At 62.5% G+C, this 26,285-nt stretch carries 25 protein-coding genes; 18 read left to right on the top strand and 7 right to left on the bottom strand.

Annotation, left to right across the window (positions count from 1 at the left end; translation table 11 throughout):
- Positions 1-42: 42 nt before the first annotated feature.
- The 5 genes from ACWGQ2_RS04105 to ACWGQ2_RS04085 all read left to right on the top strand — a co-directional run bounded on the left by ACWGQ2_RS04105 (position 43) and on the right by ACWGQ2_RS04085 (position 5,498).
- The gene (locus tag ACWGQ2_RS04105; protein ID WP_452014643.1) at positions 43-1,095 is read left to right on the top strand and encodes a DUF4238 domain-containing protein; all 1,053 of its coding nucleotides are present in this window, start codon (positions 43-45) and stop codon (positions 1,093-1,095) included.
- A gap of 102 nt (positions 1,096-1,197) precedes the next feature.
- A complete protein-coding gene (locus ACWGQ2_RS04100; protein WP_452014641.1) occupies positions 1,198-2,043 on the top strand; it encodes a hypothetical protein in 846 nt (281 codons plus the stop codon).
- Between the two features lie 99 nt (positions 2,044-2,142).
- Positions 2,143-3,102 (top strand): hypothetical protein, encoded by a 960-nt coding sequence (locus ACWGQ2_RS04095; protein ID WP_452014639.1) that lies wholly within the window; start codon positions 2,143-2,145, stop codon positions 3,100-3,102.
- Positions 3,103-3,410: 308 nt separating this feature from the next.
- Entirely contained in the window at positions 3,411-4,376 is a 966-nt protein-coding gene (locus tag ACWGQ2_RS04090; protein ID WP_452014637.1) for a restriction endonuclease, read from the top strand.
- Positions 4,377-4,511: 135 nt separating this feature from the next.
- Positions 4,512-5,498, top strand: a complete 987-nt coding sequence (locus ACWGQ2_RS04085; protein WP_452014635.1) for a hypothetical protein — start codon at positions 4,512-4,514, stop codon at positions 5,496-5,498.
- Between the two features lie 139 nt (positions 5,499-5,637).
- Here ACWGQ2_RS04085 and ACWGQ2_RS04080 read toward each other — a convergent pair whose 3' ends face one another.
- Together ACWGQ2_RS04080 and ACWGQ2_RS04075 are read right to left on the bottom strand one after the other, a co-directional pair.
- Complete coding sequence (locus ACWGQ2_RS04080; RefSeq protein ID WP_452014633.1) at positions 5,638-6,483, bottom strand: SDR family NAD(P)-dependent oxidoreductase; 846 nt, start codon at positions 6,481-6,483, stop codon at positions 5,638-5,640.
- Positions 6,484-6,610: 127 nt separating this feature from the next.
- A complete protein-coding gene (locus ACWGQ2_RS04075) occupies positions 6,611-7,255 on the bottom strand; it encodes an NAD(P)-dependent oxidoreductase (RefSeq protein ID WP_452014631.1) in 645 nt (214 codons plus the stop codon).
- 122 nt (positions 7,256-7,377) lie between these two features.
- Between ACWGQ2_RS04075 and ACWGQ2_RS04070 the strand changes: the two genes are divergently transcribed.
- Positions 7,378-7,815, top strand: coding sequence for a VOC family protein (locus tag ACWGQ2_RS04070; RefSeq protein ID WP_452014629.1), 438 nt, complete (start codon positions 7,378-7,380; stop codon positions 7,813-7,815).
- An 18-nt stretch (positions 7,816-7,833) separates the two neighbouring features.
- Here the strand turns inward: ACWGQ2_RS04070 and ACWGQ2_RS04065 are convergent, their stop codons facing one another.
- On the bottom strand, positions 7,834-8,331 hold the full coding sequence (locus ACWGQ2_RS04065) for a hypothetical protein (RefSeq protein ID WP_452014627.1): 498 nt from the start codon (positions 8,329-8,331) through the stop codon (positions 7,834-7,836).
- A 242-nt stretch (positions 8,332-8,573) separates the two neighbouring features.
- On the opposite strand from ACWGQ2_RS04065, the gene ACWGQ2_RS04060 reads away from it, so the two are divergent.
- From ACWGQ2_RS04060 to ACWGQ2_RS04050, 3 genes are all read left to right on the top strand, one after another.
- Positions 8,574-8,927 carry a DUF1801 domain-containing protein gene (locus tag ACWGQ2_RS04060; protein ID WP_452014625.1) on the top strand — a complete coding sequence of 118 codons (354 nt, stop codon included), beginning with the start codon at positions 8,574-8,576 and terminating at the stop codon, positions 8,925-8,927.
- A gap of 134 nt (positions 8,928-9,061) precedes the next feature.
- Positions 9,062-9,619, top strand: coding sequence for a dihydrofolate reductase family protein (locus tag ACWGQ2_RS04055; RefSeq protein WP_452014623.1), 558 nt, complete (start codon positions 9,062-9,064; stop codon positions 9,617-9,619).
- A gap of 73 nt (positions 9,620-9,692) precedes the next feature.
- A complete protein-coding gene (locus ACWGQ2_RS04050) occupies positions 9,693-10,388 on the top strand; it encodes a hypothetical protein (RefSeq protein WP_452014621.1) in 696 nt (231 codons plus the stop codon).
- Here ACWGQ2_RS04050 and ACWGQ2_RS04045 read toward each other — a convergent pair.
- Positions 10,385-10,948 carry a TetR/AcrR family transcriptional regulator gene (locus ACWGQ2_RS04045; RefSeq protein WP_452014619.1) on the bottom strand — a complete coding sequence of 188 codons (564 nt, stop codon included), beginning with the start codon at positions 10,946-10,948 and terminating at the stop codon, positions 10,385-10,387. The genes ACWGQ2_RS04050 and ACWGQ2_RS04045 overlap by 4 nt on opposite strands.
- 91 nt (positions 10,949-11,039) lie before the next feature.
- On the opposite strand from ACWGQ2_RS04045, the gene ACWGQ2_RS04040 reads away from it, so the two are divergent.
- A complete protein-coding gene (locus tag ACWGQ2_RS04040) occupies positions 11,040-12,059 on the top strand; it encodes a hypothetical protein (RefSeq protein ID WP_452014617.1) in 1,020 nt (339 codons plus the stop codon).
- Here the strand turns inward: ACWGQ2_RS04040 and ACWGQ2_RS04035 are convergent.
- Together ACWGQ2_RS04035 and ACWGQ2_RS04030 are read right to left on the bottom strand one after the other, a co-directional pair.
- Positions 12,056-12,277: a hypothetical protein gene (locus ACWGQ2_RS04035; RefSeq protein WP_452014615.1), complete on the bottom strand. Its 222-nt coding sequence runs from the start codon at positions 12,275-12,277 to the stop codon at positions 12,056-12,058. The two genes, ACWGQ2_RS04040 and ACWGQ2_RS04035, sit on opposite strands and share 4 nt — an antisense overlap.
- A gap of 191 nt (positions 12,278-12,468) precedes the next feature.
- Positions 12,469-13,080: an NAD(P)-dependent oxidoreductase gene (locus ACWGQ2_RS04030; RefSeq protein WP_452014613.1), complete on the bottom strand. Its 612-nt coding sequence runs from the start codon at positions 13,078-13,080 to the stop codon at positions 12,469-12,471.
- Between the two features lie 320 nt (positions 13,081-13,400).
- Here ACWGQ2_RS04030 and ACWGQ2_RS04025 point away from each other — a divergent pair, with 320 nt between their 5' ends.
- From ACWGQ2_RS04025 to ACWGQ2_RS04015, 3 genes are all read left to right on the top strand, one after another.
- Positions 13,401-15,200, top strand: coding sequence for an ABC transporter family substrate-binding protein (locus ACWGQ2_RS04025; RefSeq protein ID WP_452014611.1), 1,800 nt, complete (start codon positions 13,401-13,403; stop codon positions 15,198-15,200).
- A gap of 198 nt (positions 15,201-15,398) precedes the next feature.
- A complete protein-coding gene (locus ACWGQ2_RS04020) occupies positions 15,399-16,940 on the top strand; it encodes an ABC transporter permease (RefSeq protein WP_452014609.1) in 1,542 nt (513 codons plus the stop codon).
- A complete protein-coding gene (locus ACWGQ2_RS04015) occupies positions 16,937-17,956 on the top strand; it encodes an ABC transporter permease (RefSeq protein ID WP_452014607.1) in 1,020 nt (339 codons plus the stop codon). Before ACWGQ2_RS04020 ends, ACWGQ2_RS04015 begins: the two co-directional genes overlap by 4 nt.
- A gap of 35 nt (positions 17,957-17,991) precedes the next feature.
- Here the strand turns inward: ACWGQ2_RS04015 and ACWGQ2_RS04010 are convergent, their stop codons facing one another.
- Positions 17,992-18,621, bottom strand: a complete 630-nt coding sequence (locus ACWGQ2_RS04010; RefSeq protein WP_452014605.1) for a PH domain-containing protein — start codon at positions 18,619-18,621, stop codon at positions 17,992-17,994.
- Positions 18,622-18,712: 91 nt separating this feature from the next.
- Between ACWGQ2_RS04010 and ACWGQ2_RS04005 the strand changes: the two genes are divergently transcribed.
- The 5 genes from ACWGQ2_RS04005 (at position 18,713) to ACWGQ2_RS03985 (ending at position 26,233) form a co-directional block, all read left to right on the top strand.
- A complete protein-coding gene (locus ACWGQ2_RS04005) occupies positions 18,713-20,545 on the top strand; it encodes an ABC transporter ATP-binding protein (protein ID WP_452014603.1) in 1,833 nt (610 codons plus the stop codon).
- Positions 20,546-20,901: 356 nt separating this feature from the next.
- Positions 20,902-22,533: a peptide ABC transporter substrate-binding protein gene (locus tag ACWGQ2_RS04000; protein WP_452014601.1), complete on the top strand. Its 1,632-nt coding sequence runs from the start codon at positions 20,902-20,904 to the stop codon at positions 22,531-22,533.
- A gap of 142 nt (positions 22,534-22,675) precedes the next feature.
- Positions 22,676-23,602 (top strand): ABC transporter permease, encoded by a 927-nt coding sequence (locus tag ACWGQ2_RS03995; protein ID WP_325789166.1) that lies wholly within the window; start codon positions 22,676-22,678, stop codon positions 23,600-23,602.
- Entirely contained in the window at positions 23,595-24,548 is a 954-nt protein-coding gene (locus ACWGQ2_RS03990; RefSeq protein WP_452014599.1) for an ABC transporter permease, read from the top strand. The genes ACWGQ2_RS03995 and ACWGQ2_RS03990 overlap by 8 nt, the downstream gene beginning before the upstream one ends.
- Entirely contained in the window at positions 24,545-26,233 is a 1,689-nt protein-coding gene (locus tag ACWGQ2_RS03985) for a dipeptide ABC transporter ATP-binding protein (protein WP_452014597.1), read from the top strand. Before ACWGQ2_RS03990 ends, ACWGQ2_RS03985 begins: the two co-directional genes overlap by 4 nt.
- Positions 26,234-26,285: the final 52 nt, after the last annotated feature.

The raw sequence follows: 26,285 nt of genomic DNA, 5'->3' as shown, positions 1-26,285 counted from the left end.
TAACCGTGTGTGATGCGGTAGACCTGTGGAAGGATGCCAATCATGGCGGGTAACGGAAATAGGGCAAAGCTTCACCACTACGTACCTCAGGCATACCTCCGAGGATTTGCCAACGCAAAGGGGCGAGTCAAGGTTGTTCCCCTAGATCGCTCCCGGGATCCTTTCATCTCTTCGGTGAAGAACGTGGCAGCTCAAACGCACTTCCACACGATTGACGAGCTAGAGGAACCGGACGCGTTCGAAACAGCGCTAAGCGGGGTTGAAGGGGAAGCTGTACGCATCATCGGGCAGTTCGGAAAGAGAGAGTTTCCTCCATCAGAGGATGATCGATTGACTCTTTCCTATTACATGGCGCTTCAGAGCGTACGTGGCCCTGACACCCGTAAGACATCGGAGCATCTCAATGCACAGCTTATACGGTTCGAGATCGGTGCCGGCGGACGACCGAACGTCGGTAACTGGATTAAGAAGAACTTTGGATACGACCCGTCTCCTGAGCAGGAAGACAAGATCTGGGCTGACGCGACGCAGCTGGACGGGCCACCAATTACCTTCTCCAATCTTGAACACATTCAGCACATGCTAGATATGGCGAAAGAACTGACCCCATACTTCGCCCGCAGGCTCTGGTCTTTGGTGCAGTTTGAGCGGCGTTCGCTAGTCACTTCAGACGCGCCGGTGAGTCTGATCCGAGATCCCACGGACGAGGGATGGGGCGGTGTGGGTTACATGACAGCGTGGGGTATCGCCTTTCCCCTCACTCGCGAGCTGGGGCTACTCATGAACAGTCCGACACGGATACTTGAAGGTCAGAAGCCAGACGACTCCGGAGTCCAAGATATCCGAGCTGCTGTTCTTCGAGGGGAAGCGGACGGTATTCAGGCAGGGACGACAGCTATGGAGAAGCTCTTTAACGAGCATTCGGCACACTCAGCTAGAGAGTACATTTACTGCCACCCCGAGGACGCGAAGTACGTGCCAGACGACTTACCTGAACCAAACCTCATCAACGTCAGCGCGGCTGGCGGATTATTCGACGCCGAGTTCGACGGTGAACCCTGGTTTGAGACGGTTCATCAGGATGAAAAGCACTGACGTCAGAACTGGTGACTTGGTAATTCGACGCAGTCATGTCAATAGCGTGGTGCCCCGACCCGGCCACGCTCGGGGTTAGCGAACAGTCTGTTACATTGCGGTATGGCCAAGGGAAATTCTGCTCTCGACGATCGCGAACTTCGTGCGGCCCAAGCAATCCGTGCCGTCTTTGACGCCGTGTGGCAGATGTTTCCGAGAGATATCGGCGGTGCACCTCCTGGAACGCACGATTTTGACCTGTACGACGGAAAGACGACGGTCGCTGTCGAGGTTTCGACGATCGCTAAGACGGACACACTCCGTGACAGCGCGGAATGGAATCGGCACTTCCCGGACCTTGCTCTCAAGCTTGGGAGTATCACGCAGGGTTGGCTGGTTACGGTCGCTGGCGGAGGGAACGCTCGAAAGACACGTCAGCAGTTGGGAACTTGGCTTGCGGAACTTGAGCGCCTGGACATGTTTTCGGTTCGGACGGAGAGCTGGCAAGAGTATGTCTTCAGTCCTGCAGCGCACCGTCCTTTGTGGTTCGACACGCTATATGTAATGCAAGCAGCCGGGGTATTGTCCGCAGAGGTGCAGCCTACTCTCCCTGCGGGGCAGTGCCTGCTACTTAAAGTTGACGACGGGCATGCGTGGGACCTGTCGGACGACGAGTACGTCTCAAGGTTTGTGTCCGCGCAGCTAGCGGGCGAGCATAAGTCGGATGTAGAAAAACTCGGGCGGGCAACGGCGGATCGACGTGTGCTATTCCTTTGGTTAGATGCGGAGAGCCACTTCGACATCGTAAGGCGATTGGACAATGACTTGCTCGGCGGAAGTGTTCTGAATGCGGGGTCCGTCGATGAGGTTTGGATCGGTCGGCACTTCAACAACGGGAACGTCACCGTGTACCGCTGGTGCGCTGCTCAGGGATGGGCAACTTTGGACCTACCGAATCCTGACTCGTGATTCAGGACTCGAACGCTAGGACTGTCTTCATAATCGATGAGTGTTATCCGGGTAGTAGAAAATCAGTGCCAGAAATACTCAGCTGAAGGGCCACCGGGGATGCGCGAAGAGAGAAAATTCAAAATTGGCGATTTAGTAGAAGCCAAGCATTGGGAACATGGTGTCCAATACGAAGACGGAGTGATAGCCCGAGTCCTGGATCCCGGAGACGACGATTATGTCAGCAAAAAGTACGACTACTACGTGGTGCACGCCTGCAATCCGGAGATGGGGGATTTCTTCACAGAAGGAGGAGTGAAACCGCGCTCCGTGGATGATGCCTGGCGCGTGGGGCGCTACTACCTCGATGATCAAGTCCGCGCCGACGACGGAATCACCCGATTCGAAAACGCAGTCGTTGAGCAGTTTGTGGCCGATGCCGACCGACCCTACAAAGTCACGGACAGGACGGCGATCCCGCACCGGTCAGCATTCTTCGGCGACGCCCACCTCACGTATAAGTACCGCAGCCCCAACAGCCCAGAGGAGCGGCTCAAGATTGGCGACTGGGTAGTTGCCGACGACGGGAACGTCCGCTTAGAGGACTCCGTGATTGGACCCGACCCCAGTCCGCATACGAGCTGGAGGAGACGCCCGGGAGAGCACTTTGTTTATGCCGCCGATGGATCGGGGGATGTACGACTGTACCGGGAAGAGCATCTCAGACCCAGGACAAATCCCGTGCCCCAGGGACTCCGGGACCCCGAAGGAAAGATCCGGGACTATAAGTGGTTCCAAAACGCCCCTGTACGAGCCCGCAGTGAAGCTGCTATGGAAAGTATCAGGCAGTCGGCAGAGGCAAGGTCCAATGAACCCAGCCCTCTCCGGTACACCAAACCCGAACCACCAAAGCGTCCGATCGTCAGCGGCTTCAGGGGCGTTCTGATGTGGTTTACGGCTGTACCGGTGGTGTCCTATGCTATCGAGGCCCAGGCCCCAGGAGTAGGTGAAGTAGTAGCGGTGATACTCCTACTCAGCTCCCTGGGCGTCGTGCCATTGATTGCCGATCGAAGGTGGTAACCCAGGAAGCGGTCTCGAGGCTTGGGCGGCCGACCGCATTCGTCTTTGGCGATCATGTTCTTCCGTCGGTTCGCAGTCCACAAGCCATGTGCTGATATGCCTTGAAGGAAACGGGTTCAATGCCCGAACATGGAGCTTGTCTGTTGGATTGTTTGCCAACCTGCGGCGTGACAGGATCTTAGGCATGAGCACCTTCGACTCCGCTGCGCGAGAGTTGAGTAGCGACCACCCGGACAGAGGATTTGGAGCATTCGGGCAGCCAGCGAGCCGGCGGCCTACCGAGGTTCCGAAGGAACGAAATAAGAGAAGTGGAAGAGACGGACGTGCAGCAGAATAGCGTAATGCCGTTCGGTCATGACTGGGACGACCGGCTCGATGAATGGCTCGCAATTGTAGGACAGTACGATCCCTACGGAGCTGAAGACTGCGATGCAGCGCCTACCTGCTCTTTCCCGTCAGACGCACTCATCAAGGAATATCTCGTCAATGTCGAGTCACGTCCTGAAGGGCAGGTTCTCCACCTACTTCGATGCTTTCTTTTCGAGTACGTAACCTTCGGTGCTGATGGGATGTATCTGGACTTCCTCCGCCAGACCGGTGGCAGCGATTTCATGGACCAGTTCAGGCCGACGGAGCATGGCAGACGGCTGCGTCAGCGACCCAACATGGCTCATCCAGGTGTCCGCTGGGTATTAGATCTCCTCCCTGGAAGCCCTCAGCGAGCGATCGACGTCATCGATGCCTATGTAGTGGCGTATGGCCAGACCTTGCCAGATGGGAGGTTGAGCGGTTTGTGGGACGCCGCTGCTCTTATCTCAGCACGTTACATGAGCCGTAAGAGCCAGGACGGTCCTGCGGCCCTGCGAAACCTCAGTCCGCGACAACTTGAACAGTTGGCTGCGAGCCTCTATACGAAAATGGGGTTCCAATGCGAGTTGACTCAGGCAACGAGAGATGGTGGCAGGGATGTCATCGCTAGATTAGAGCTGCCCGGGAGGCGAGAACACCGGGTCATTGACTGCGCACACTACGCAGGATCTGTTCCCATAACCAAGGCCCGAGCAATACTGGGTGTCGCGTACAACGAACACGCGACCTCCGCTGTCTTGCTGACTACCGGATATTTCTCGAAGGCCACTAAGAAGGAAGCTTCTGGCAACAGCAAACTGGACCTCGTTGATGGGGTACGGCTAATCGAGATGTTGGACGAAAACTTTGGCCACGACTGGCCTCAGTTGATCGACTACTGGATACAGTGGCCCACCCGAGGCTAGATCGATGGCCGGCTGACTGCGTTCTCGCGTCCTAGCATGACACTGATGGGTCGAGTCCGCGCCCACGGATGACTCTGCTATGTGCGACTGGACCGAGTCCCCATGAACCGTAAGCAGTCGGTCTAGACTGCCCGAATGATGAATTCGACGCATTTGATCGAGCACGCCGACGTATGGCTGAGTGAGGCTATGTCCTCTCCTGACGGGCCAGTACTCCTTTCCAGCCCCTACCTAACATATGAGGTGTGTCGTCAGCTGTCCGCTGCAGCGAGAAGATCGTTGCAGCCTTTCGTTCTTCTGACGAAGTTGGATCCGAGTGCGGTAGCAAACGGGTTCCTATCCGTTCAAGGCCTGAAGTTGTTGCTCGACGCCGAGGTCGAGATCCGCCATTCTGGTCGGCTCCACGCAAAGTGCTTCATTCTTGGTTCGAGGGCAATGATCGGATCCGCCAACCTCACGGGCGCTGGGCTTGGCTCGTCCGCGAATCCAAATCGGGAATTGGGGATCAGCTTGACGATTGAGCAAGCCGACGCGGCGCGTTTGCTCATCGAGGCGTGGCCCGCGAATGTAGTTGCGCCCGCCGACCTTGAAGACGTCCTGAGTAAGGCGAACGCTCTGGGTCACGCCGGGCGTACCCAGGACAATAGGCTAGACGCAGACTCGGCGCTTCAGCTTGCGGAGCAGCTTCTCATAGACGCACGCGACCCCCAGCGGTCGCTATGGCTGAAATTGGAGTACGGTGAACCTGCCCTAGACGGGTGGCGGGAAGAAACGTGGTTCGCGAGTCCCAAGAAAGGCAGGCCCGGGTTTCGTCCCGGCGACCTCGTGTTCATTTGCGCGAAAGATACCAGAGACTGTTATGCGGTCGTGGAAGTTGCCGGTGAACCTGAGTACCAGCCGGAATACTACGCTGACTGGACTGCTGCCAACGACGTCGATGCGCTAGCGAGATGGCCGTGGATCAACACGACAAAGCCTCGGCTTGTGCCCCACGTACTTATGGAACTGAAACTTGGCGAACTTGGTGTGAGCGGTCAGGCCCTCCAAAACGGGCATGTTCGACTGAAACTTGACCAGTTCAGTGCCGGTGTGCGTGCGCTAGCGAGGCTCGCCACGGCCTGACCCCGGCAACGATGGTATGGGCATCGGCCATTGGCGGAGGGCGGCAAAGGGAGACCTAGAGCCGACGCGACGGAGAGGTTATCCGGCTACGTAACGTGGTGGAGTTCCGCTTTAACGTCTAGGTTCGCAGGCCAGCCACTCAGCCCCGGCGGTCCGCGCCGACGATGGTGATGTCCAGGGGCATGCGGTTGGCCCGTCGGAGCCGCCCGGCCAAAGCGTTGCGCAGCCCGCGGGTGACCAGCGCCGTCTTGCCCACCCGGAATTCGGGCGTATCTGAGGTCACGAGGTTAAGAAGGGGACGTGCGGCGGCGTCAGCGTTCTGACCCCATAAGCCGGCGACGACCGGCAGCGCTGCCAGCCGCTTCTCGTACCCCTCCTGAGCCATGACATGTCCCAGAAAGTCCGTGATGACCAGCCCGGGGTTCATGCCGTGCACCCGGACCCCGGTGCCCTTGGTTTCCATCCGCAGCGTCTCAGTGAACTGACGGACCCAGCGTTTGCTTGACGCATAGGCGTTCTGCAGCGCCACCGGCCTTTGGTCCCCCTGACCGTATACGTTGACGAGGTCTCCGTGGCCCTGGGAGAGGAATACCGGCAATGCAGTCCGCGAGCCGTGGAACGTTCCGAGGATGTTCGTGCGCACCACGTGTGTAAAGTCATCGACCGGGGTGGAGGCTGTGGGACCGTAGACTCCGGAAGTTCCAGCGTTGTTGACCCAGATGTCCAGGGTTCCGCGGCGCAGAGCCTGGTCGCGGAGGGCTTCGACGTCGCTGATTTCGCCGATGTCACAGCGGCTTCCTATTACCGTGAGGCCTTCCGCCGCCAGCTGGTCCACGGCATCCCCGACGTCCTCTGAGGACCTGGACGCCAGAACCACCGTGGCACCCTGTTGTCCCAGCAGCCGCGCCATGGAGAAACCAAGTCCGCGCGTAGAGCCTGTGACGACTGCCACCCGGCCGTGGAGGGCGGGTCTGTGCGTATCCATCCTTCTCTCGTACACGCTGCCCCCAGTGGCGAGCAAGAGACTGACCATTGTCCAGGGGCCGCAGAAACGAACCACCCCTTACCGGGTCCAGGCAAGGGGTGGTTTTGTCCAGCAGTGCAGGCGTCCGTCAGTGCCCGACGGTGAACCGCTGACGCGGATGAGCGCGGTTCTCGATCTCGTCAACAAACGCCAGCGCGTAGTCCGTTCCGGAGATCTCCGACGAACCGTCGTCCTTGGTCACCAGGACGTCGCCGCCGGTCCCGTAGGAGCCGGTGGTTTCACCCGGGACGGCGGCACCGAAGAGCGCCGCGGGGCTCACGTAGAACCAGTCCAGGTCCTCGGGGGCCTGCCGCAGTTCTTCGAGCACCTCGGCATGCGCCAGGGCCTCAGGCTTCCAGTCTTCGTGGAAGTCCGGGGTGTCGACCAGACGCGGACCGCCCTCAGCGACCAGCGACGAACCGGCCCCGCCAACAAAGGCGAGCCGTACGCCGTTGTTTCGCGCGGCGTCGATAAGCCTGGGTACATACGTGGCGAGCGGGGCGCCGTCGACGTCGGCTCCGTGCAAAGCCACGACGAGGACGTCAGCGCCCTCCACTGCTGCAGCGAGTACGCCCTCCGACGCCAGCGAACCAATACGGTACTCCACACCGTCCAGCGGCTGCTCCGGTGGCCTGCGGGAGTAGGAGATGACTTCGTGGCCGCGGGCAGCGGCCTCACGTGCGATGTTGCTCCCGGCATAGCCGGTTCCGCCAAAGATGACTACGCGTGCCATTATCTGGGCTCCCTTCGCAGTGACGCCGGCGTTCGCCGGTGAAGACACACAACCTGCGTCCGTGGGGAGGTATTCCCTGCCGGGACTTCAGGCAAACAGCCCGGCTGGCTACCATCGAGCGCATGAGCATTCGGCTGGAGAATGTCGGTATCGCCGTCCGGGACCTTGAGGGCGCCGTCGCCTTCTTCACGGACCTCGGTCTTATACCCACTGGACGCGACACTGTGCAGGGGGAGTGGGCGGACACCGCCGTCGGGCTGGATGGCAACCATGTGAAGGTCGCGGTTCTTCAGACCCCGGACGGGCACGGGCAGCTGGAGCTCTTCGAATACATTCACCCCGCGGCGATCGAACGGGAAGTCACCGCGCCGAATGAGATTGGCATGCACCGTGTGGCGTTCTCGGTTGACGACCTCGACGCCGCCCTGATGATCGCCGCGAACCATGGCTGTTTCCCGTTGCGCGGGATAGCGGCTTACCAGGACCTTTACCGGCTCACCTATGTCCGCGGCCCCAGCGGAATCCTTGTGATGCTCGCCCAGAAGCTGAACACAGACTAAAGCGCCCCCGCCCGCGGCTTAGCGTGCGCTGGTGGCCGCTACCGCCCACACAGCCCCGTCCGGGGCGCCTTCTACAGTGATCAGCAGGCGGATGCCCTCCAGCGGCAGCGAATCGGTGAGCTCCTGTTCGTCTCCGCCCTCCGTGCACTGCAGTTCAAAGGGCCCCTCGGCGTTGAGGGTGACCAACGCGATTCCTTCGGCTCCCCTGCACAGGCCGGAGACGCCCAGCCCGTCACGGCCGAGCGGGACCTCAATCTGAACGTTCTCCTCCCGGCCGCCGGCGCCGGCGGCACCTCCGTAGATCTCAAGATCGAGCCGGGACAGGGACTCAGTAAAGGAACTCAGCGTAAGCCCGGGCTCCAAATCATCGACGGGGTCTGCTGGGGTGCACCCGGCCAGGAGCAAAACTACGACGGCTGCAGCGGCGCCTCTCGCGATCCGCCTGTATCCGTTCACCGGAGGCAGGGGGACAGGCGCGCCGCGAACAGAGGCAGCGGCGGCACGGATGTGAGACATGGGCTGAAGCCTGCGCGACGTGCTCCGGGTCCGAACGTCGTCGAACCCGCGGTCCTTCAACCCGGCCCCGGGAAGAGTTACCCTGAACCCGGTGGCACCGCCACCGTTTGCGCTTCCACGTGAAGACCACGTGAATCATCGCGGAGAGGCCTGCCTTCCAGGACACGTCCGGATGGGGTGCGGCGCACTCATGCGCCAGCTTCATTGCCGATGCGCGGCGTCGGCCGGCGAAAGGACGCGATATGTCAGCGAAGGACGAGAAGAACCTGGCCCAGGTCACCGACAAGATCTCAGGCATGAATGAACCACAGCGGGGCCTGATGCAGCGGGTGCACGAGATCATTGTGGACACAGCACCTGACCTGAAACCGAGGATTTGGTACGGGATGCCGGCTTATGCGCCTTCTGCGGGCGCCCCGGCGCTGCTAACCCTGCGCAACGATGAACGCTTGAACCTGGCAGTCACGGAGAAGGCACGGTTCCGCCCAGCCGGCGGACCGGACGGCACGCTTATGCCGGCCGCCTGGTATTTCGAGACGGTCGACGCCGATACCGAAAAGCGCATCGCTGAGATCGTCCGCTCCGTGCTCGACTAGGGCGGGTGCCGCGCCGGCGTCGTACGGCACAGAACGGCGTCGGCGGCGGGCCGGCCACCGGCCTTTCGCACGACTGCAAAGGTCGATTCCGCAAACGGATTGCACACGGGACCGAGCCGCCGCAGAATCGCTCCATGGGTTCCCTGACATTCAGCTACAACATCACTTTGGACGGCTGCATCGACCACCTCGAAGGAGTCGCCGACGACGAGACCCACACGCATTACACCCGGCTCCTGGACGAGAGCGGGGCCATGCTGTGGGGACGCACAACTTATGAGTTGATGGAGAGCTACTGGCCGCTGGTTGCCCGCGGAGAAGTCGAAGCGCCGACGGCGATCCGTCAGTGGGCGCTCACACTTGAGGACAAACCCAAGTACGTAATCTCTTCGACGCGCAGCGACTTCCCCTGGAACAACAGCCACCAACTCGAAGGTGACCTGCGCACCACCGTGCAGGAGCTCAAGGACCAGACTCCCGACGGCGTTCTCCTCGGCAGCGGCAAACTTGCCTCCGCGCTGGACCAGCTGGACCTCATTGATGATTACCGGTTCCTGGTGCACCCGATGATCACCGGGCATGGTCCGACCCTGTACGGAGGCCTTCTCGACCGCGCTCGCCGCCTAAACCTGGTCTCCGCCGAGACGATGAACAACGGGGCGATCTCCGTGCACTACCGTCGGGCCGACTGAGCGGCAGTTATTTGACGCGTGCCGCCGCGTCCGGCAAGGCTAAGGGCATGGGGAGAGAAGAAGCGCCGGCAGCATGACCCTCTACTCCTTCCACCTCGCGCACCTGCCGCCGTTCACCGCCATGGCAACCCTGCTGCGCCCGCCCAGAGCGCAGGGGCTGGTTCACTCAGAGGTGTTCGCCGGGATGGAACTGGGCGCGGCAATCGTCTCAACCCGCAGGATGCAGCTCAAACGCACCGCCGTGTTCGCGGAGTGGGACGAGGAACAGTCCCTGATCGCTTTCCTGGCGGAGAATCCGCTGGGTCAGAAGCTCGATAAAGGCTGGCACATCAGAATGCAGTTCCTTCGACGTTGGGGCGAAGTCTCTGAGTTCTCCGGGCTGCCGGAAATGACAGAAGCAGCCAACCCGCACGAGCCGGTAGTGGCCGTGACCCTTGCCCGGCTCCGCCTTCCCGAGCTTCCGCGCTTCATCCATTGGGGAAGGCCGGTGGAAAGCCAGATCCGGGACCATCCGGAGGCGACACTGGCCATGGCAGGCCTGCGCCTGCCCCGGACGGTCTCGACGTTCTCCATCTGGTCCAGCACCCGGGCGATGACAGGGATGGTCTCCGGACGCGATGGCGGGGAAACAGCCCGCCGCCATGCGACGGCGATGGTTGAACGGGAACGCCGGGACTTCCACCACGAGTTCACCACGCTGCGCTTTCGGCCGCTGTCCGAGCACGGTACGTGGGAAGGCCGATCCCGGTACGTTCCCTGGAAGGACTAGACCGTCCGGCTCCACAGCAGATATGCGGCGCCCATCTGCGCCTGCACATCCGGGGCCGCCTCACGGATAGGACCGGACTGCGGCCTGGTGATCGTCGCCAGGGACACCACAACGTCCAGCGCTGAAATGTCCTTCCGCACGGCCTTGCTGCGCTGCAGCCGGCGAAGCAGCCCATCGAGTGCCTCCAGAGCGGGTCGCTGCAGGTCCGCCAGCGAAGGCAGTTCCGGCGAACCGGGCTGGACCTGCAGGCTGAGACCGTCGGTAAGTGCACCAAGCTCGAGTTCCATCAGACTGGTCAGCAGCTGCTCCCAGGCTGCCGCCGGGTCCTGTCCTGCAATGGCTTCCGCACCGGCCACCGCCTCAAGGACCTGCTGCACCGTATCCTCGATCACCGCACGGACCAGCAGCTCTCGTGTTGCGAAGTTCCGGTACAGGGTGGCGATTCCGACGCCGCTGGCCGCAGCTACCGTTTCCAGCGCAACGTCACCGCCGCGGGCAGCGAAAGTGTGCCTGGCGTGCGTGATGATGCTCTGCCTGCGGCGTGCGGCGTCAGCCCTCATTGAATCTCCTCAAGTTGACCTCCAGTCTAAACCGGAGGAATATCATCCGGTGGAAGTGGAGGAAAAACCTCCATTGGAATCGAAGGTACTCATGACAACCCAAGTCCCGGAATCAGGTTCCCACCGAAAGCATGCGGCCATCTGGGCAGGCCTCACAGCAGGTCTGTCGATCATCCTGCTGGCGCTGCTGATGCTCTTCATCTCACCGTCCCTGCTCTCAGGCCCCAGAGACCTGTCCGTGGGCGTGGCTGGCGACGGTGAAGAGCTGACGGTAGTCGCCGAAGCCCTGGAAGTGCAGTCGCCGGGCGTCTTCTCGGTACTTCCGTATCCAGATCAGGGCGCCCTGGAAGCAGGAATCCGCAACCGCGAAATAGCCGGTGGATTCAATCTCACAGGCCAAAACCTGGACATCTCAGTAGCCAGCGCAGGCTCCACCGTTATCTCCGGAACAATCAGCGCGGCCGGAACGGAACTGGCGCAGGACCTGCAGCGGCAGCCTGAGGTCACCGATGTGGTTCCGCTGCCCGAAGCTGACCCCGCAGGCGTAGGTATTGGGGGACTGGCTTTCCCGCTGGTCTTCGGCGGCATTGTGCCCGCCGTCGCGTTCCGCTCCATGCTCCCTGGGAAGAGGGGCTGGATCTTCGCCGGCCTGACTGGATTCTCCATCGCCGGAGGGTTCGTCGTCGCCGCCGTCCTGAAGTACCTGTTTGGCAGTATCGACGGCGACGTGCTGCCAGTAGCGGCCAGCGTGGCCCTCGGCATCGCAGCACTGGCGCTGCCGCTGGCCGGACTTAACGAGTGCTTCGGCACGAAGGGGTTCACCGCTGCGGCCATGGCGATGATGTTCGTCGGCAACCCCTTTGCCGGAATCGCCACCAGCGCCCAGTGGCTTCCGGCCGGCGTCGCAGTGATCGGCCAGCTGCTGCCGCCCGGCGCCGCAGGCACGCTGGTGCGCTCAGTGGCCTATTTCGACGGCGCCGGGGGAGGGGCCGCCGCGCTCACGCTGGGCGCGTGGGTCCTCGTTGGCATTGTGCTCTGGTTCGCGGGGCCGCGCTTTAAGGACGCGCGCACCAGGAATACGCCGCTGCCCGAGCCGGCGTCAGCGGGTTAGGGCCGCCGGCCGCTCCTGAGCTGGTTCCAGGCAGCTGCCCCCAAGCCCAGGGACCAGATGCTCCACAGCTTCTCGGGGCGCGAGGGCGAGATCGCGTTGACCACCGTGCCCACCGAGCCAAGGCCAGTGCATGCAATATGGATTGCACGTTTCAGGCCCGGGGGAGTCCGCCGGGAAGCAAGGCCTGCAGCGCCTGCCGCATATACCAGGGAAGACACCACGCTGATCCTGCGCAACTTTGCCGGGAGTCGTGCGGGGTGTTTGCCTCCATAGGAAACCCTGCCCCACGGTGCTCCCGCGGCCAGGCCTGCCTGAAAGACGGACAGCATTCCCAGCAGTGCCGGGCAGATCCATTTTGTCTCCACGCCGCTATGCAACCAGCGCACTCCCGCCGTGGCAAGCGTCCTGCTTAGCTGCTCACTCCCACTGCCTTGCCGACGGAGGCCGGGTCTTCAAGCAGCCCCAGCATGCAGGCCGCCAGATCGTCGCGCGGAATGGAGCCCCTCAGCGTGCCCGGTTCCGAGGTCTGCAGCGCCTGCCAGGACCCGGTCGGTTCCTTGTCCGTGAGGCCGGTGGGCCGGACGATGGTCCAGTCCAGCCCGGAGCTCTGCACCGCAGCTTCCTGCTCATTGTGGTCAGCCAGCGGCTTAGCCAGCGCAACCCGCATGGCCATGCGCAGCGGTGCAGGCATCTGGGATCCCGAATCTCCGGCGCCCAGGGACGACTGCACCATCAGCCGGCGGACACCTTCGCGCTTCATGGCATCAATAACGCTGCGGGTGACGGCGGCCCGGTGACCGGGGCTGCCCTTTGTGCCGCCAACGGTAATAACGACGGCGTCCGCGCCGGCCACTGCGGATGCGGCAGCTGACGGGTCGAGGGCATCCCCTGTGAGGACCCGTACTCCCTCCGGACCTTTGCCGCTGCGCGAGAGGACTGTCACTTCGTGGCCTGCAGCCTGTGCGAGGGAAGCCAGCCGGGCTCCGGTTCCCTGCGAGCCGCCGATGATTGTGAGCTTCACATGAATCCTCAAAGAGTAGGTGTGAGCCGGGTCTCCGGCCTCACCATAATCCTATCGCTGCGCCTGTTTTGGGTGCTGTGACTGTGTGCGGGGGCACAATAAACCCTTCTTGTAGCCCAGCGCCAGAGTGCGCGGCGTAATGATAATTTTCAGGTTGCAAACGTGTAACAACCGTGTCGCGTCGGGAACCACGTTACGGACCAGTAGCTATCTGCGGTCTACTCTCTTAGTCATATGCGACGAGGCACGCAGGATCTGCGCTGTCCGTGATTCCGGTAATCCCGCCGGAGACAATGACGCACTGAGAAATAGGAGGCGGAATGCGTTTTGCACGTATTTCCAAAGCAGTGGGTGTGGCGGCTGTTGCCGCTCTCGCACTGAGCGCCTGTGCAGCGAATCAGGGGACCACCGACGGCGGTTCAACTGACAGCGAGAGCACCGGCGGTTCTGTCCGCGTTGTGGAGGTTAACGCCTTCAGCTCGTTCAACAGCAACACAGCGAACGGCAACGTCGATATCAACGGCAAGATTGCGTACGCCACGCATTCCGGGTTCAACTACATCAGCGACGAGCTTGAAGTTATCCCGCAGGAAGACTTCGGCACCTACGAGAAGGTCTCCGACGATCCCCTGACGGTCAAGTACACCGTTAATGAAGGTGTGAACTGGTCCGACGGCGAGCCCGTCGATGCAGACGACCTCATGCTGCTGTGGGCCGTCAACTCCGGCCACTTCAACGACGCCACCACCAACGAGGAAGGTGAAACCGTTTCCGGTACCACCTACTTCGACTACGCAGGTGACACCTCGGGTCTCGGCCTGACTGACGTTCCGGAAATTGGTGACGACGGACGTTCCATCACTCTCACTTACTCCGAGCCTTTCGCAGACTGGGAAGTTGCCTTCGGTGCAATGACCGACGGCGGCGTGAGCACCCCGGCACACGTTGTTGCCGAAAAGGCCGGCCTGGCCGACGGCGACGCACTGATCGAACTGATCCAGAACACTCCCGCAGGCGACCCGGCGAACCCGGCTCCCGTCAACGAAGAGCTGAAGGCTGTGGCCGACTTCTGGAACACCGGCTTCGACACCAAGTCCCTGCCCTCGGATGCCTCCCTGTACCTCTCCAACGGCCCGTTCATTGTCTCGGAGATCGACCCCGAGAACTCCATGACGCTGACCCGCAACGAGGACTACAACTGGGGTCCGGAGCCCAAGGTTGACGAAATCATCGTCCGCTACATCGGTGACGCTCCCGCCCAGGTCCAGGCCCTGAAGAACGGCGAAGTGGACATCATCGCCCCGCAGCCGTCTGCCGACACCGTGGAGCAGATCGAAGCCATTGATGGAGTCACCATGAACTCCGGCAACCAGCTCTCCTACGACCACGTCGACCTCAACTACACCGGCGTCTTCGCTGACCAGGACGTGCGCACCGCGTTCATGAAGGTCATCCCGCGCCAGGCAATCGTTGATTCCATCATCAAGAAGCTGAACCCGGATGCAGCTCCGCTGGATTCCGAGATCTTCCTCTCTGACCAGCCGGGCTACGAAGAGTCTGCTGAAAACAACGGCTCTTCCGAGTTCGCTGAGGTTGACATCGAAGGCGCCAAGGAACTGCTCGCAGGCGCAACTCCTGAAGTACGCATCATGTACAACAAGGACAACCCCAACCGTGCAGATGCCTACACGCTGATCGCACAGTCCGCTTCCGAGGCCGGCTTCAAGGTCGTCGACGGCGGCCTCGGTGCCTCCGACTGGGGCTCCGCCCTGGGCACCGGCACCTACGATGCCTCCATCTTCGGCTGGATCAGCACCGGCGTTGGCGTGACCGGCGTTCCGCAGATCTTCAAGACCGGCGCTGCCTCGAACTACAACGGTTTCTCCAGCCCGGAAGCCGATGCTCTGATGGACCAGCTCATCCTTGAGACGGACACCGAGAAGCAGAAGGAACTGCAGATCCAGATCGACAAGCTGATCTGGGATTCCTCCTACGGCCTGCCGCTGTTCCAGGCGCCCGGCGTTGACGCTCACAGCGACAAGATCGGCGGAATCGATTCCTTCATGCCGAACCAGACCGGTGTCTGGTGGAACTTCTGGGAATGGGAAGTTCTTGACTAAGCGCTTCTCCTAACGGATAAGCACTAACCCGCAAGGCGCCGGGGCCTTTACGGTCCCGGCGCCTTGTACTTTCCCCGAACCCCCACTGCAGCCGATAAGTGATTGGGATTACCCAAATTCCCCGCTCTTATGACCTGCACTACACTTCTGCGAGTGCCGGGAGAACCCCCGGACCCGTTCTAATGAGGCTGACACTCTATGGTTACCTACATCGTCCGGCGGCTGTTGACCGCCGTACTAATCCTCTTCGGGGCATCGTTCCTGGTCTATCTCCTGACAGCGGCGTCAGGCGACCCCCTCCACGACCTGCGCGAGAACCCCGCACCCAACCGTGATGAACTGATCCGGGCCAGGAGCGAACTCCTGAATCTCGATGTACCACCGCCGCTGCGCTACTTCTACTGGCTGGGCGGCGCGGTCAAGTGCCTCGCCCCGTTCGCGGCGACCTGCGACCTGGGCCAGAGCATCCAGGGCGAGCCGGTAACGGACGCCCTGGCGCGCGCCATGGGCGCCACAATCCTGCTGGTTACCACGGCAACAATCCTTGCCATCATCGTGGGCATCTCCCTGGGCATCATTACTGCCCTGCGCCAGTACAGCTCGCTGGACTACGGCGTCACCTTCATGGCGTTCCTCTTCTTCTCCCTGCCGATCTTCTGGCTGGCCGTCCTGCTGAAGGAATACGGTGCCATCGGCTTCAACAACTTCCTCGCCGATCCACAAATACCAACCTCGGTCGTGCTGGGTGTAGGCATAGCCAGCGGCCTAATCTGGGTAGTATTCGCAGGCGGCAGCATCCGGCGCCGGGTCATAGCATTTGTGGCAGGTTTCGCCGCGGCAGCCGGTCTGCTCTTTGTCCTCGGTGCCACCGGATGGTTCTCCACCCCGAGCCTTGGACCGGTAGTCATTGCCGTCACCGGCGTGGCAATCGCCTATGGCGTGACGCTGCTGAGTGCCGGACTGAAAAACCGCAAGGCCCTCTACTCAGCCCTGATCACCGTTGCGCTCGGCATGGTGGCCTACTACGCCGTGCAGCCGCTGCTGAACTCGGCCACCTGGCTGATGATCCTGCTCCTGGCCCTGGCCACAGTCGCCGTCGGCTGTCTGGTGGGTTACCTGATGGGCGGCTACGACCGCGGCCAGAGCATGCGCGGGGCGGCCCTGACCGGCCTGCTGGTTGGCGGGCTGATTGTGCTGGACCGCTTTATGTACGCCTGGCCGGCCTACATGGACAACTCACGCATCCGCGACCGGCCGATCGCCACCGTGGGCGCGTCCACCCCCGGCCTGAACGGGGACTTCTGGATCAGCGGCGTGGATACCTTCACCCACCTGCTGCTGCCCACCATTGCGCTGCTGCTCGCGTCTCTTGCCAGCTACAGCCGGTACTCCCGCGCTTCCATGCTGGAGATCATGAACATGGACTACATCCGCACGGCGCGCGCGAAGGGTCTTTCTGAGCGCACTGTGGTCATGCGGCACGCCTTCCGCAACGCCCTGATCCCGCTGGCCACCATTGTGGCCTTCGACATCGGCGCGCTGATCGGCGGTGCGGTGATCACAGAACAGGTCTTCGCCTTCAGCGGCATGGGCCAGCTGTTCGTCCAGGCCCTGGGCCGTGTGGATCCGAATCCGATCATGGGCTTCTTCCTGGTGACCGGCATTCTGGCCCTGGTCTTCAACCTGGTGGCAGACCTTGTTTATACCGTCCTTGATCCGCGCGTAAGGGTGAAGTCATGAGCACTACGTTTTCCGCCGAAACCCCCTCCAACCCGCCGGGAACAGACCCCGCGCAGGACGCCAAGGGGAAGACCAAGGGCCTGTCCCAGGGACAGATCGTCCGCAAGCGTTTCTTTGACAACACTGCGGCGATGATCTCGCTGGTTGTCTTTGTGCTGATCTGCATCCTTGCCTTCAGCTCGATTGGCTTCGCCGGTATTCCGGGCTGGTGGAAGTACGACCACCGGCAGTTCACCGAACAGATCAACGGCGGTGCTCCCACCTTCGTGAACCTCTTCAACTGGGGCGAGCACCCGTTCGGCCAGGACCGCATTGGCCGTGACATGTTCGCCATGACCATGCGCGGCACGCAGCAGTCCATCATTGTGATGGTTCTGGTCGGCGTCATCGCCTGCATCGTTGGCTCAGTGGTCGGAGCCGTCGCGGGCTACTTCCGCGGCTGGGCCGAAGCCGTCCTGATGCGCCTGACCGACGTCGTCATCATCATCCCGATCATCGTCATGGCTGCTGTGCTGGGCCAGATCGCAAACCGCCTGGTCGGCGAAGGCATCGGCGTGGTGCTGCTCGGCATCTTCCTGGGCCTTGCCACCTGGACGTCACTTGCCCGACTGGTCCGCGGCGAGTTCCTTTCGCTCCGCGAACGGGAATTCGTTGACGCGGCGCGCATTGCGGGAGCCTCCAACAACCGGATCATCTTCAAGCACATCCTGCCCAACGCCGTGGGCGTGATCATTGTCAACACGACGCTGCTGATGTCAACGGCCATCCTGCTGGAGACTTCGCTCAGCTACATCGGCTTTGGCGTGCAGCCTCCGGATACGTCCCTTGGCCTGCTCATCAGCCAGAACCAGGAGGCGTTCCAGACCCGCCCGTGGCTGTTCTGGTGGCCGGGCCTGTTCATTGTGGCCATCTGCCTGTGCATCAACTTCATTGGTGACGGCCTGCGCGACGCCTTTGACCCGCGGCAGAAGAAGTTCAATGCCAAGAAGGTCAAGACCAAGACGGCTGGCAACTAGTGGGAACTCTTTCCGCCGAAGCGGGGCTGGCCGGTCTAGGCCAGCCCCGCCAGGGCGAACAGGACCACGGCCCCCAGTCCAAGGCCCAGGATCCAGCGCCAGTTGAAGCTCACGGCAGCGCGGGCGGTGTCGGTCTGGTCGGGATCGATCCGGCCGGCGTTGACCAGGGTTTCCCAGCGTTCGCGCACCATGCGCGCGGCCTGGCCGGAATCAGTGTTGCTGAGGTCGCCGGGACGCACCGAGCCGCCTACGCCGTACGTGGTTCCGGGGAGGTTGCGCAGGTGTTCGGGTTTGCCCGCATGGGTACCCCAGACGCCCGGAGCGGGAGCAGCCCACGCAGTGTAGGAGCCCTTCGGGGTGACGAGCTTCAGCGCGAACTTGGTATCCACATGAATCAGGGCAGCCCAGGGTACCTGGACGGTCCGGAACGGGTTGTCCAGCCTCACACCGAGGGCGGATACCCGGACACTGGGATACCAGAACAGCCACGCCGCGCCGGCCGGAATCAGGAGCAGGGGAGCGGTGGCCAAAACGCCTCCGGCACCCGAGCTCAGTCCGGCGGAGACCACCGCGGCGGCCGTGAGGAGAACGGCAATGCCTACGAACCATTTGGTGGTTCGAGGGCGGAAAACTTCGGTCACGGGCTCGCTCTGCGGGTTCGGCATACCCCCATCGTTACAGCATTTTCAGGCGCCTCCGTAATCGGCCCGGTGATCCGGGGCCGGCGCGCAGCCTGGACGGAAGGAAACCACCGCCATGACTGAAACCATCAGCACACCGCAGGCGAGCTCCACTGGCCGGCCGCCGGTCCTGGAAGTCCGCGACCTCTCCGTCGACTTCGGCGTGGACAAGGAATGGGTCCCCGCCGCCATCGGCCTGAACTACCACGTCAACGCAGGTGAAGTCCTGGCAATCGTGGGTGAGTCCGGTTCCGGCAAGAGCGCCAGTTCCATGGCGCTGCTTGGCCTGCTGCCCAAGAACTCCCGGGTCACCGGCGAGGTCCTGCTGGACGGCGAACCGCTGCTGGGGCTGTCCCAGCACAAGCTGCGCCAGGTGCGCGGCAACGACGTCGCCGTGATCTTCCAGGAGCCCATGACGGCCCTGAACCCGGTCTACACCGTGGGGTTCCAGATTGTGGAGACACTGCGGCTGCACAATGAGCTCTCCCCGGACGAGGCACGCAAGCGTGCGCTGAAGCTGCTGGACATGGTGGAACTGCCGGACCCGGAGAAGGCCTTCAAGTCCTACCCCCACCAGCTCTCCGGCGGCCAGCGCCAGCGTGCCATGATTGCGCAGTCACTGTCCTGCGATCCGAAGCTGCTGATCGCTGACGAACCCACCACCGCACTCGACGTTACGGTCCAGGCCGAAATTCTGGACCTCATGCGCAACCTGCGTAACAAGCTCAACTCGGCCATTGTGCTGATCACCCACGACATGGGCGTGGTGGCCGACCTGGCTGACCGCATCGCCGTGATGCGCCACGGCGTCATCGTGGAAACCGGAACGGCGAAAGAGATCTTCGCCAACCCGCAGCACCCCTACACCCAGGCACTGCTGGACTCCGTCCCGCACCTGGGGCAGGGCGCTGACGGTGACGGCGACGTCGACGTCGTAGCTGCCCTGGCAGCTGCAACGCATGTTGAGCTTGAGTCCGTTGACCAGGCTGAACTTGAACGGCGCGAAGCGGAGGTCCTCTCCGGCCTGCGGACCGACGCCGCAGCCAAGATCGACGAAGCCGGCGGCGAGCCTGTGCTGGTCCTGGAAAACGTGGCCATCGAGTACCCCAAGCAGGGCCGGGTCGCCGCGTTCCGTGCCGTGGAGGGTGCCAATCTGCGGATCCTTCCCGGACAGGTCATGGGCCTGGTGGGTGAATCAGGGTCCGGCAAGACCACCATTGGCCGTGCCGCCGTCGGGCTCCTTCCGGTTGCCGAAGGCGAGCTAAGGGTGGTCGGTACGGACATCTCCGAGCTCAAGCCGAACTCCAAGGCCATGCACGCACTGCGCCGCCAGGTGGGAATGGTCTTCCAGGACCCCTCGTCCTCGCTGAACCCGCGGCTGCCGATCGGTGAGAGCATCGGCGAACCGATGTTCCTCGCCGGCGAGGCGAAGGGAGCTGCCCTGCAGCAGCGGATTGAGGAACTGCTGGACCAGGTTGAGCTGCCCCGTGCGTACCGGAACCGCTACCCGCATGAGCTCTCCGGCGGCCAGAAGCAGCGTGTGGGCATTGCCCGGGCTCTGTCGCTGAAGCCCAAGCTGATGGTTGCGGATGAACCGACGTCGGCGCTCGATGTGTCCGTGCAGGCCAAGGTCCTGGAGCTGTTCCAGAACCTGCAGCGCGAACTCGGCTTCGCCTGCCTGTTCGTGACCCATGACCTCGCGGTGGTGGATGTGCTGGCAGATCACATCTGCGTGATGCGCAGCGGACGAATCGTGGAACAGGGCACGCGTGACCAGATCCTGCGCAACCCGCAGGAGGAGTACACCCAGCGCCTCATCGCAGCGGTGCCGCTGCCGGATCCGGACAAACAGCGTGAGCGCCGCGAGCTGCGGGCCAAACTGATGTCCTCCGCCGGAGACGTTTTGTAGGCATCCGCAGCCATTCGGAAGGGCCCTCTTCGGAGGGCCCTTCCGCTGTTTAAGCGCGCTTATTATAAGTTTGGTGATTTGTCCAGCAAATCACGTGGCGGATCTAACATCGTCCTCGAATCGTTATATGCCGCCGCGCGTCTATATACTTTTTACACAGGGGGACAGGCTTCGAGAGCACCTGAACAACGGGTCGCTCGTCCGGGCATGTCCCCTTTTGGTTGCCCGGAAACCCCGGGAGCCAAGGACCATTTGCTGAGGTCTGAGGAAGAGTCATTGGGTCCCTCCCAGCAGCTGCTACCCGGGCATCAGCGCCGGAAACTAGACACCGGCTTCCTTTCTATCCAGGAGGCGGAATGCGTTTACAGCGCGTATCCAAGGTTGTCAGCGTGGCGGTGGTCGCCGCCCTAGCGCTGGGAGCCTGCGGCGGAGGAACCGAGAGCAGTAACTCCGCTGCCACCACTACGAGCATTACGGCCAACGGCACCGAGCCGCAGAATCCGCTGCTTCCCGCGAACACCAACGAGGTGGGCGGCGGACGGATCATGGACCTTCTGTTCGAAGGCCTAGTGAGCTACGACGCCGACGGCAAGACAGTAAATGAAATCGCCGAGTCCATCGAGACCGAGGACTCGCAGCATTACACGATTACCCTGAAGGACGGAAAGACCTTCTCCAACGGGGAACCCGTGACGGCCTCATCCTTCGTGGATGCATGGAACTTTGGGGCTGCTGCCAAGAACGCACAGCTGAACTCCTACTTCTTCGAGAGCATCGAAGGGTATGACGAAGTCAGTGCCGAGGGCGCAACCGCAGACACCATGAGCGGCCTGCAGGTTCTCGACGAGAAGACCTTCACCGTGACGCTCTCCCAGCCGGAATCCGACTGGCCGCTGCGTCTGGGCTACACCGCCTTCTACCCGCTGCCCGCTGAGGCCTTTGAGGACCCGGCAGCGTTCGGGGAGAACCCGGTAGGCAACGGCCCCTACATGCTGGCCGGAGACAACGCCTGGCAGCATGAAGTCCAGATCGACCTGGTTACCAACCCCGAGTACACGGGCACCCGGGTTCCGCAGAACACCGGGGTGACGTTCAAGTTCTACTCCTCCTACGACGCCGCGTACGCGGACCTGCAGGCGGACAACCTGGACGTGCTGGACCAGATGCCGGCTGCAGCCCAGAAGACCTTCAAGTCAGACCTGGGTGAGGGGCGCTACTCGGAGAAGCCGACGGCCCAGAACCAGACGATCACCATTCCCGAGTATCTCGATGAGTTCTCCGGGGAAGCCGGTGCGCTGCGCCGCCAGGCCATCTCCATGGCAGTGAACCGCGAAGAGATCACAGATGTCATCTTCTCCGGTGCACGGGAGCCGGCCACCGACTTCACCGCTCCGGTCATTGAAGGCTTCGATTCCGGGCTTGCCGGCTCGGAAGTGCTGGCCTACAACCCCGAGCGTGCCAAGGAACTCTGGGAAGAAGCAGAAGCCATCTCCCCGTGGCCCGAGGGCAAGGCCTTCACCATCGGCTACAACGCCGACGGGGACCACAAGGAATGGGTTGACGCGGTGTGCAACTCCCTGAAGAACGTCCTTGGTGTGGATGCTCAGGGCAAGGCGTACTCCACGTTCAAGGAACTGCGTTCGGATGCCACAGCCAAGACCCTGAGCGGAGCCATCCGGACGGGCTGGCAGGCGGACTACCCGTCGCTGTACAACTTCCTCGGCCCGCTCTACGGAACCGGCGCCGGATCCAACGACGGCGACTACTCGAGCCAGGTATTCGATGACCTGCTCTCGAAGGGCCTGTCTGCGCCGACCGCTGAAGAAGGTGCGGCCATCTTCAACCAGGCCCAGGAAGTCCTGCTGCAGGACCTCCCGGTAATTCCGCTGTGGTACCAGGTATCCCAGACCGGCTGGAGCAGCAACGTCACTGACGTAGAAACCGGCTGGAACGGCGTGCCTGTCTACTACAACATCGCACGCAAGTAAGCCTGGCCGGCGAGCCGGCGGCCGAGTCCCGTTCCTGTCCACCGGGGCAGGAACGGGAACGGCCCCGGCCGTCTGCCGTCAGAACAGGATGGATTTCCATGTTCAAACCAGCCCTTCGAGCTGACCAGGTCAGGGCCCGCTGATGACCAGATACATTGCACGCCGGGTCCTGCAGATGATCCCGGTGTTCTTCGGGGCCACCCTGCTGGTTTATTTCCTCGTTTTTTCGCTCCCCGGGGACCCGATCGCGGCACTGTTCGGGGACCGGCCGGTCAACGAGGTAGTCGCCGCGCAGCTGCGTGAACAGTACAACCTGGACCAGCCCTTCATCGTTCAGTACTTCGAGTATCTGAAGAACCTGCTGACCTTTAACCTGGGCAACGACTTCTCCGGCCGTCCCGTGGCCGAAGTCCTGGCCCAGATCTTCCCGGTCACCATGCGCCTGGCTGTCCTGGCGCTGCTCTTCGAAGCAGTGTTCGGGATTGTCTTTGGCCTCATTGCAGGTCTGAAGAAGGGCCGCATCTTTGATGCCACCGTGCTTTTCGTTTCGCTGGTGGTCATCGCCATCCCGGTCTTTGTGCTCGGCTTCCTGCTGCAGTTCATCATCGGCGTCAAACTCGGCTGGACAGCTCCCACAGTGGGGGCCAGTGCCGGCTGGAGCGATCTGATACTTCCCGCCGTCGTCCTGGGACTGGCGTCCTTCGCCTACGTCCTGCGGCTGACGCGCACCTCAGTCATTGAAAACATGAATGCCGACTACGTCCGCACCGCCACGGCCAAGGGCCTCTCCCGCGGGCGCGTGGTCACCGTGCATATTCTGCGCAACTCCCTGATCCCGGTTATCACGTTCCTGGGCGCAGACCTGGGTGCGCTGATGGGCGGCGCAATTGTCACGGAGGGCATCTTCAACGTGCCCGGCGTCGGGCAGAAGCTCTATCAGGCTGTCATCCGCGGCGAAGGGCCCACGATTGTCTCCATTGTGAGCGTGCTGGTCCTGGTCTATGTGGTGGCGAACCTGCTGGTAGACCTGCTGTACGCCTGGCTGGACCCAAGGATCCGTTATGAGTAAGAGTTCCCGGACCCAGGAGCACTTTGTTGCGGCGGCGGATTCGGACGTACTTCCGGAAACCGACGCAGTCCAGGACGGCAAGGCCCCGCTGAGCATGTGGGGAGAGGCCTGGCGGAACCTGCGCCGCAGGCCGCTGTTCATCATCTCTGCCCTGATGATCCTGCTGATTGTTGCCGTGGCGGCCTTTCCGCAGCTCTTCACCCAGACGCCGCCGGACGGGGCCTGCTATCTGGCGGACTCCAACGCAGGGCCGAGCCCCGGGCATCCGCTGGGCTTCACCCTGCAGGGCTGCGACGTCTACGCCCGGCTGATCTACGGCACCCGCGCGTCCCTGCTGGTCGGCGTTATCACCACTGCCTCGGTGGTGCTGCTGGGCGGAACGCTGGGCGCGCTCGCCGGCTACTACGGCGGCTGGCTGGATGCGGTCATCGCACGGCTGGGCGACATCTTCTTCGCACTGCCGCTGATCCTGGGCGCCATCATTGTGATGCAGCTTCCCATGTTCCGCGAGAACCGGAATATCTGGACCGTAGTCCTGACCCTGGTGGTCTTCGGGTGGCCGCAGATTGCCCGTATCACCCGGGGAGCGGTGATCTCCGTGCGCAACGCGGACTTCGTCGTCGCCTCCCGCGCTCTGGGCGTCTCCCGGTTCCAGGCCCTGGTGAAGCACGTCCTGCCCAATGCTTTGGCACCGGTGATCGTTATTGCCACCATTTCGCTGGGCACCTTCATCGTCGCTGAAGCCACTCTGTCCTTCCTGGGGATCGGCCTGCCGCCGGACATCATGTCCTGGGGCAATGACATTTCTGCTGCCCAGACCTCGCTGCGCGCCAACCCCGCTGCGCTGCTGTGGCCAGCCGGGGCGCTGTCCGTCACGGTCCTCAGCTTCATCATGCTCGGCGACGCCGTGCGTGATGCCCTCGACCCGAAAGCCCGCAAGCTATGACCTCCACTGCCCAGAACCCGGCCACCGAGCCGGCACCGCTGCTGGATATCCGCTCGCTCGCGATTTCCTTCAATACCTCCAACGGCACGGTCAACGCCGTCCAGGATGCGAACCTGACCGTGCTCCCGGGTGAAACCGTGGCCATCGTGGGGGAGTCGGGATCAGGAAAATCGACGACGGCGCTCGCAGCCATCGGCCTGCTGCCCGGCAACGGGCAGGTAAGCGCCGGCCAGATCATTTTTGACGGTGAAGACATCACCCACGCCAGTGCCAAGCGGATCGTGGAGCTTCGCGGCAATTCGATCGGCATGGTGCCGCAGGACCCGATGTCCAACCTGAATCCAGTGTGGAAGATCGGTTTCCAGGTCCGCGAAACGCTGAAGGCAAACGGCCGTCCCGCCACTGACGCGGACGTTGCCCGGGTGCTGAGCCAGGCAGGCCTGCCCGACGCCGCCTCCCGGGCCAGGCAGTACCCGCACGAATTCTCCGGGGGTATGCGCCAGCGGGCCCTCATCGCCATCGGCCTTTCCTGCTCACCGCGGCTGCTGATCGCGGACGAGCCGACCTCGGCGCTGGACGTCACGGTGCAGCGCCAGATCCTGGACCACCTGGAGTCCCTGACCAGGGAAATGGGAACGGCCGTGCTGCTGATCACCCATGACCTGGGCCTGGCCGCCGAACGCGCCCAGCGCGTGGTGGTGATGTACAAGGGACGTGTCGTTGAGTCCGGACCAGCGCTGGAGATCCTGCGGAACCCGAAGCACCCCTACACCCGGCGGCTCGTTGAATCCGCGCCGTCGCTCGCGTCCAAGCGGATCGACAGCCTCCGGGACCGGGGCCTGGAGGCACCAGCTCCGGCCGCGCCGGAGGATGCCGGCAAGCCCGGCATCATTGAAGTCCGCAACCTGACCAAGGTCTTCAGGCTGCGCAGCGGACTGGGGCGGCACACGGATTTCAAAGCCGTGGACAATGTTTCCTTCTCGGTCCCGCGGGGGACCACCACCGCCGTCGTCGGCGAATCCGGCTCCGGCAAGTCAACGGTTGCCCGGATGATGCTGAACCTTGAAACTCCCACCAGCGGCAGCATCCTCTTCGACGGAGTGGATACGACCAGCCTGGACCGGAAGAAGCTCTTCGCGTTCCGCCGCCGGGTGCAGCCCATTTTCCAGGACCCCTACGGCTCGCTGGACCCGATGTACAACATCTTCCACACGATCGAAGAGCCGCTGCGTGTCCACGGGATAGGGGACGCGGCCAGCAGGGCTGCGAAAGTCCGGAAGCTGCTGGACCAGGTGGCACTGCCTTCGAGCGTGATGCGCCGGTTCCCCAACGAACTCTCCGGGGGCCAGCGCCAGCGCGTTGCGGTGGCCCGTGCCCTGGCCCTGGATCCGGAAGTGGTCATATGTGATGAGGCGGTCTCCGCCCTGGACGTGCTGGTGCAGGCGCAGATCCTCAATCTGCTTGCCGAACTGCAGGCGGACCTGGGCCTGAGCTACCTCTTCATTACGCATGACCTGGCGGTGGTCCGGCAGATCGCGGACGACGTCTGCGTGATGCAGAAGGGAAAGGTGGTGGAAACTGGAACCACGGATGAAGTCTTCAGCAACCCGCAGCAGGACTACACCAAGGCCCTGCTCGCAGCGATCCCCGGTGCGGGGCTGGAACTGCCCCCGGAAGCGGCATAAGCTCCCCGGCCTGCGGGCCGCAGCTTAGAGCGCATTAGGGAACCTTTGGCAA

This window comes from Arthrobacter sp. NPDC055585 (assembly GCF_053619115.1).
This window is presented reverse-complemented; position numbering and strand designations above follow the sequence as displayed.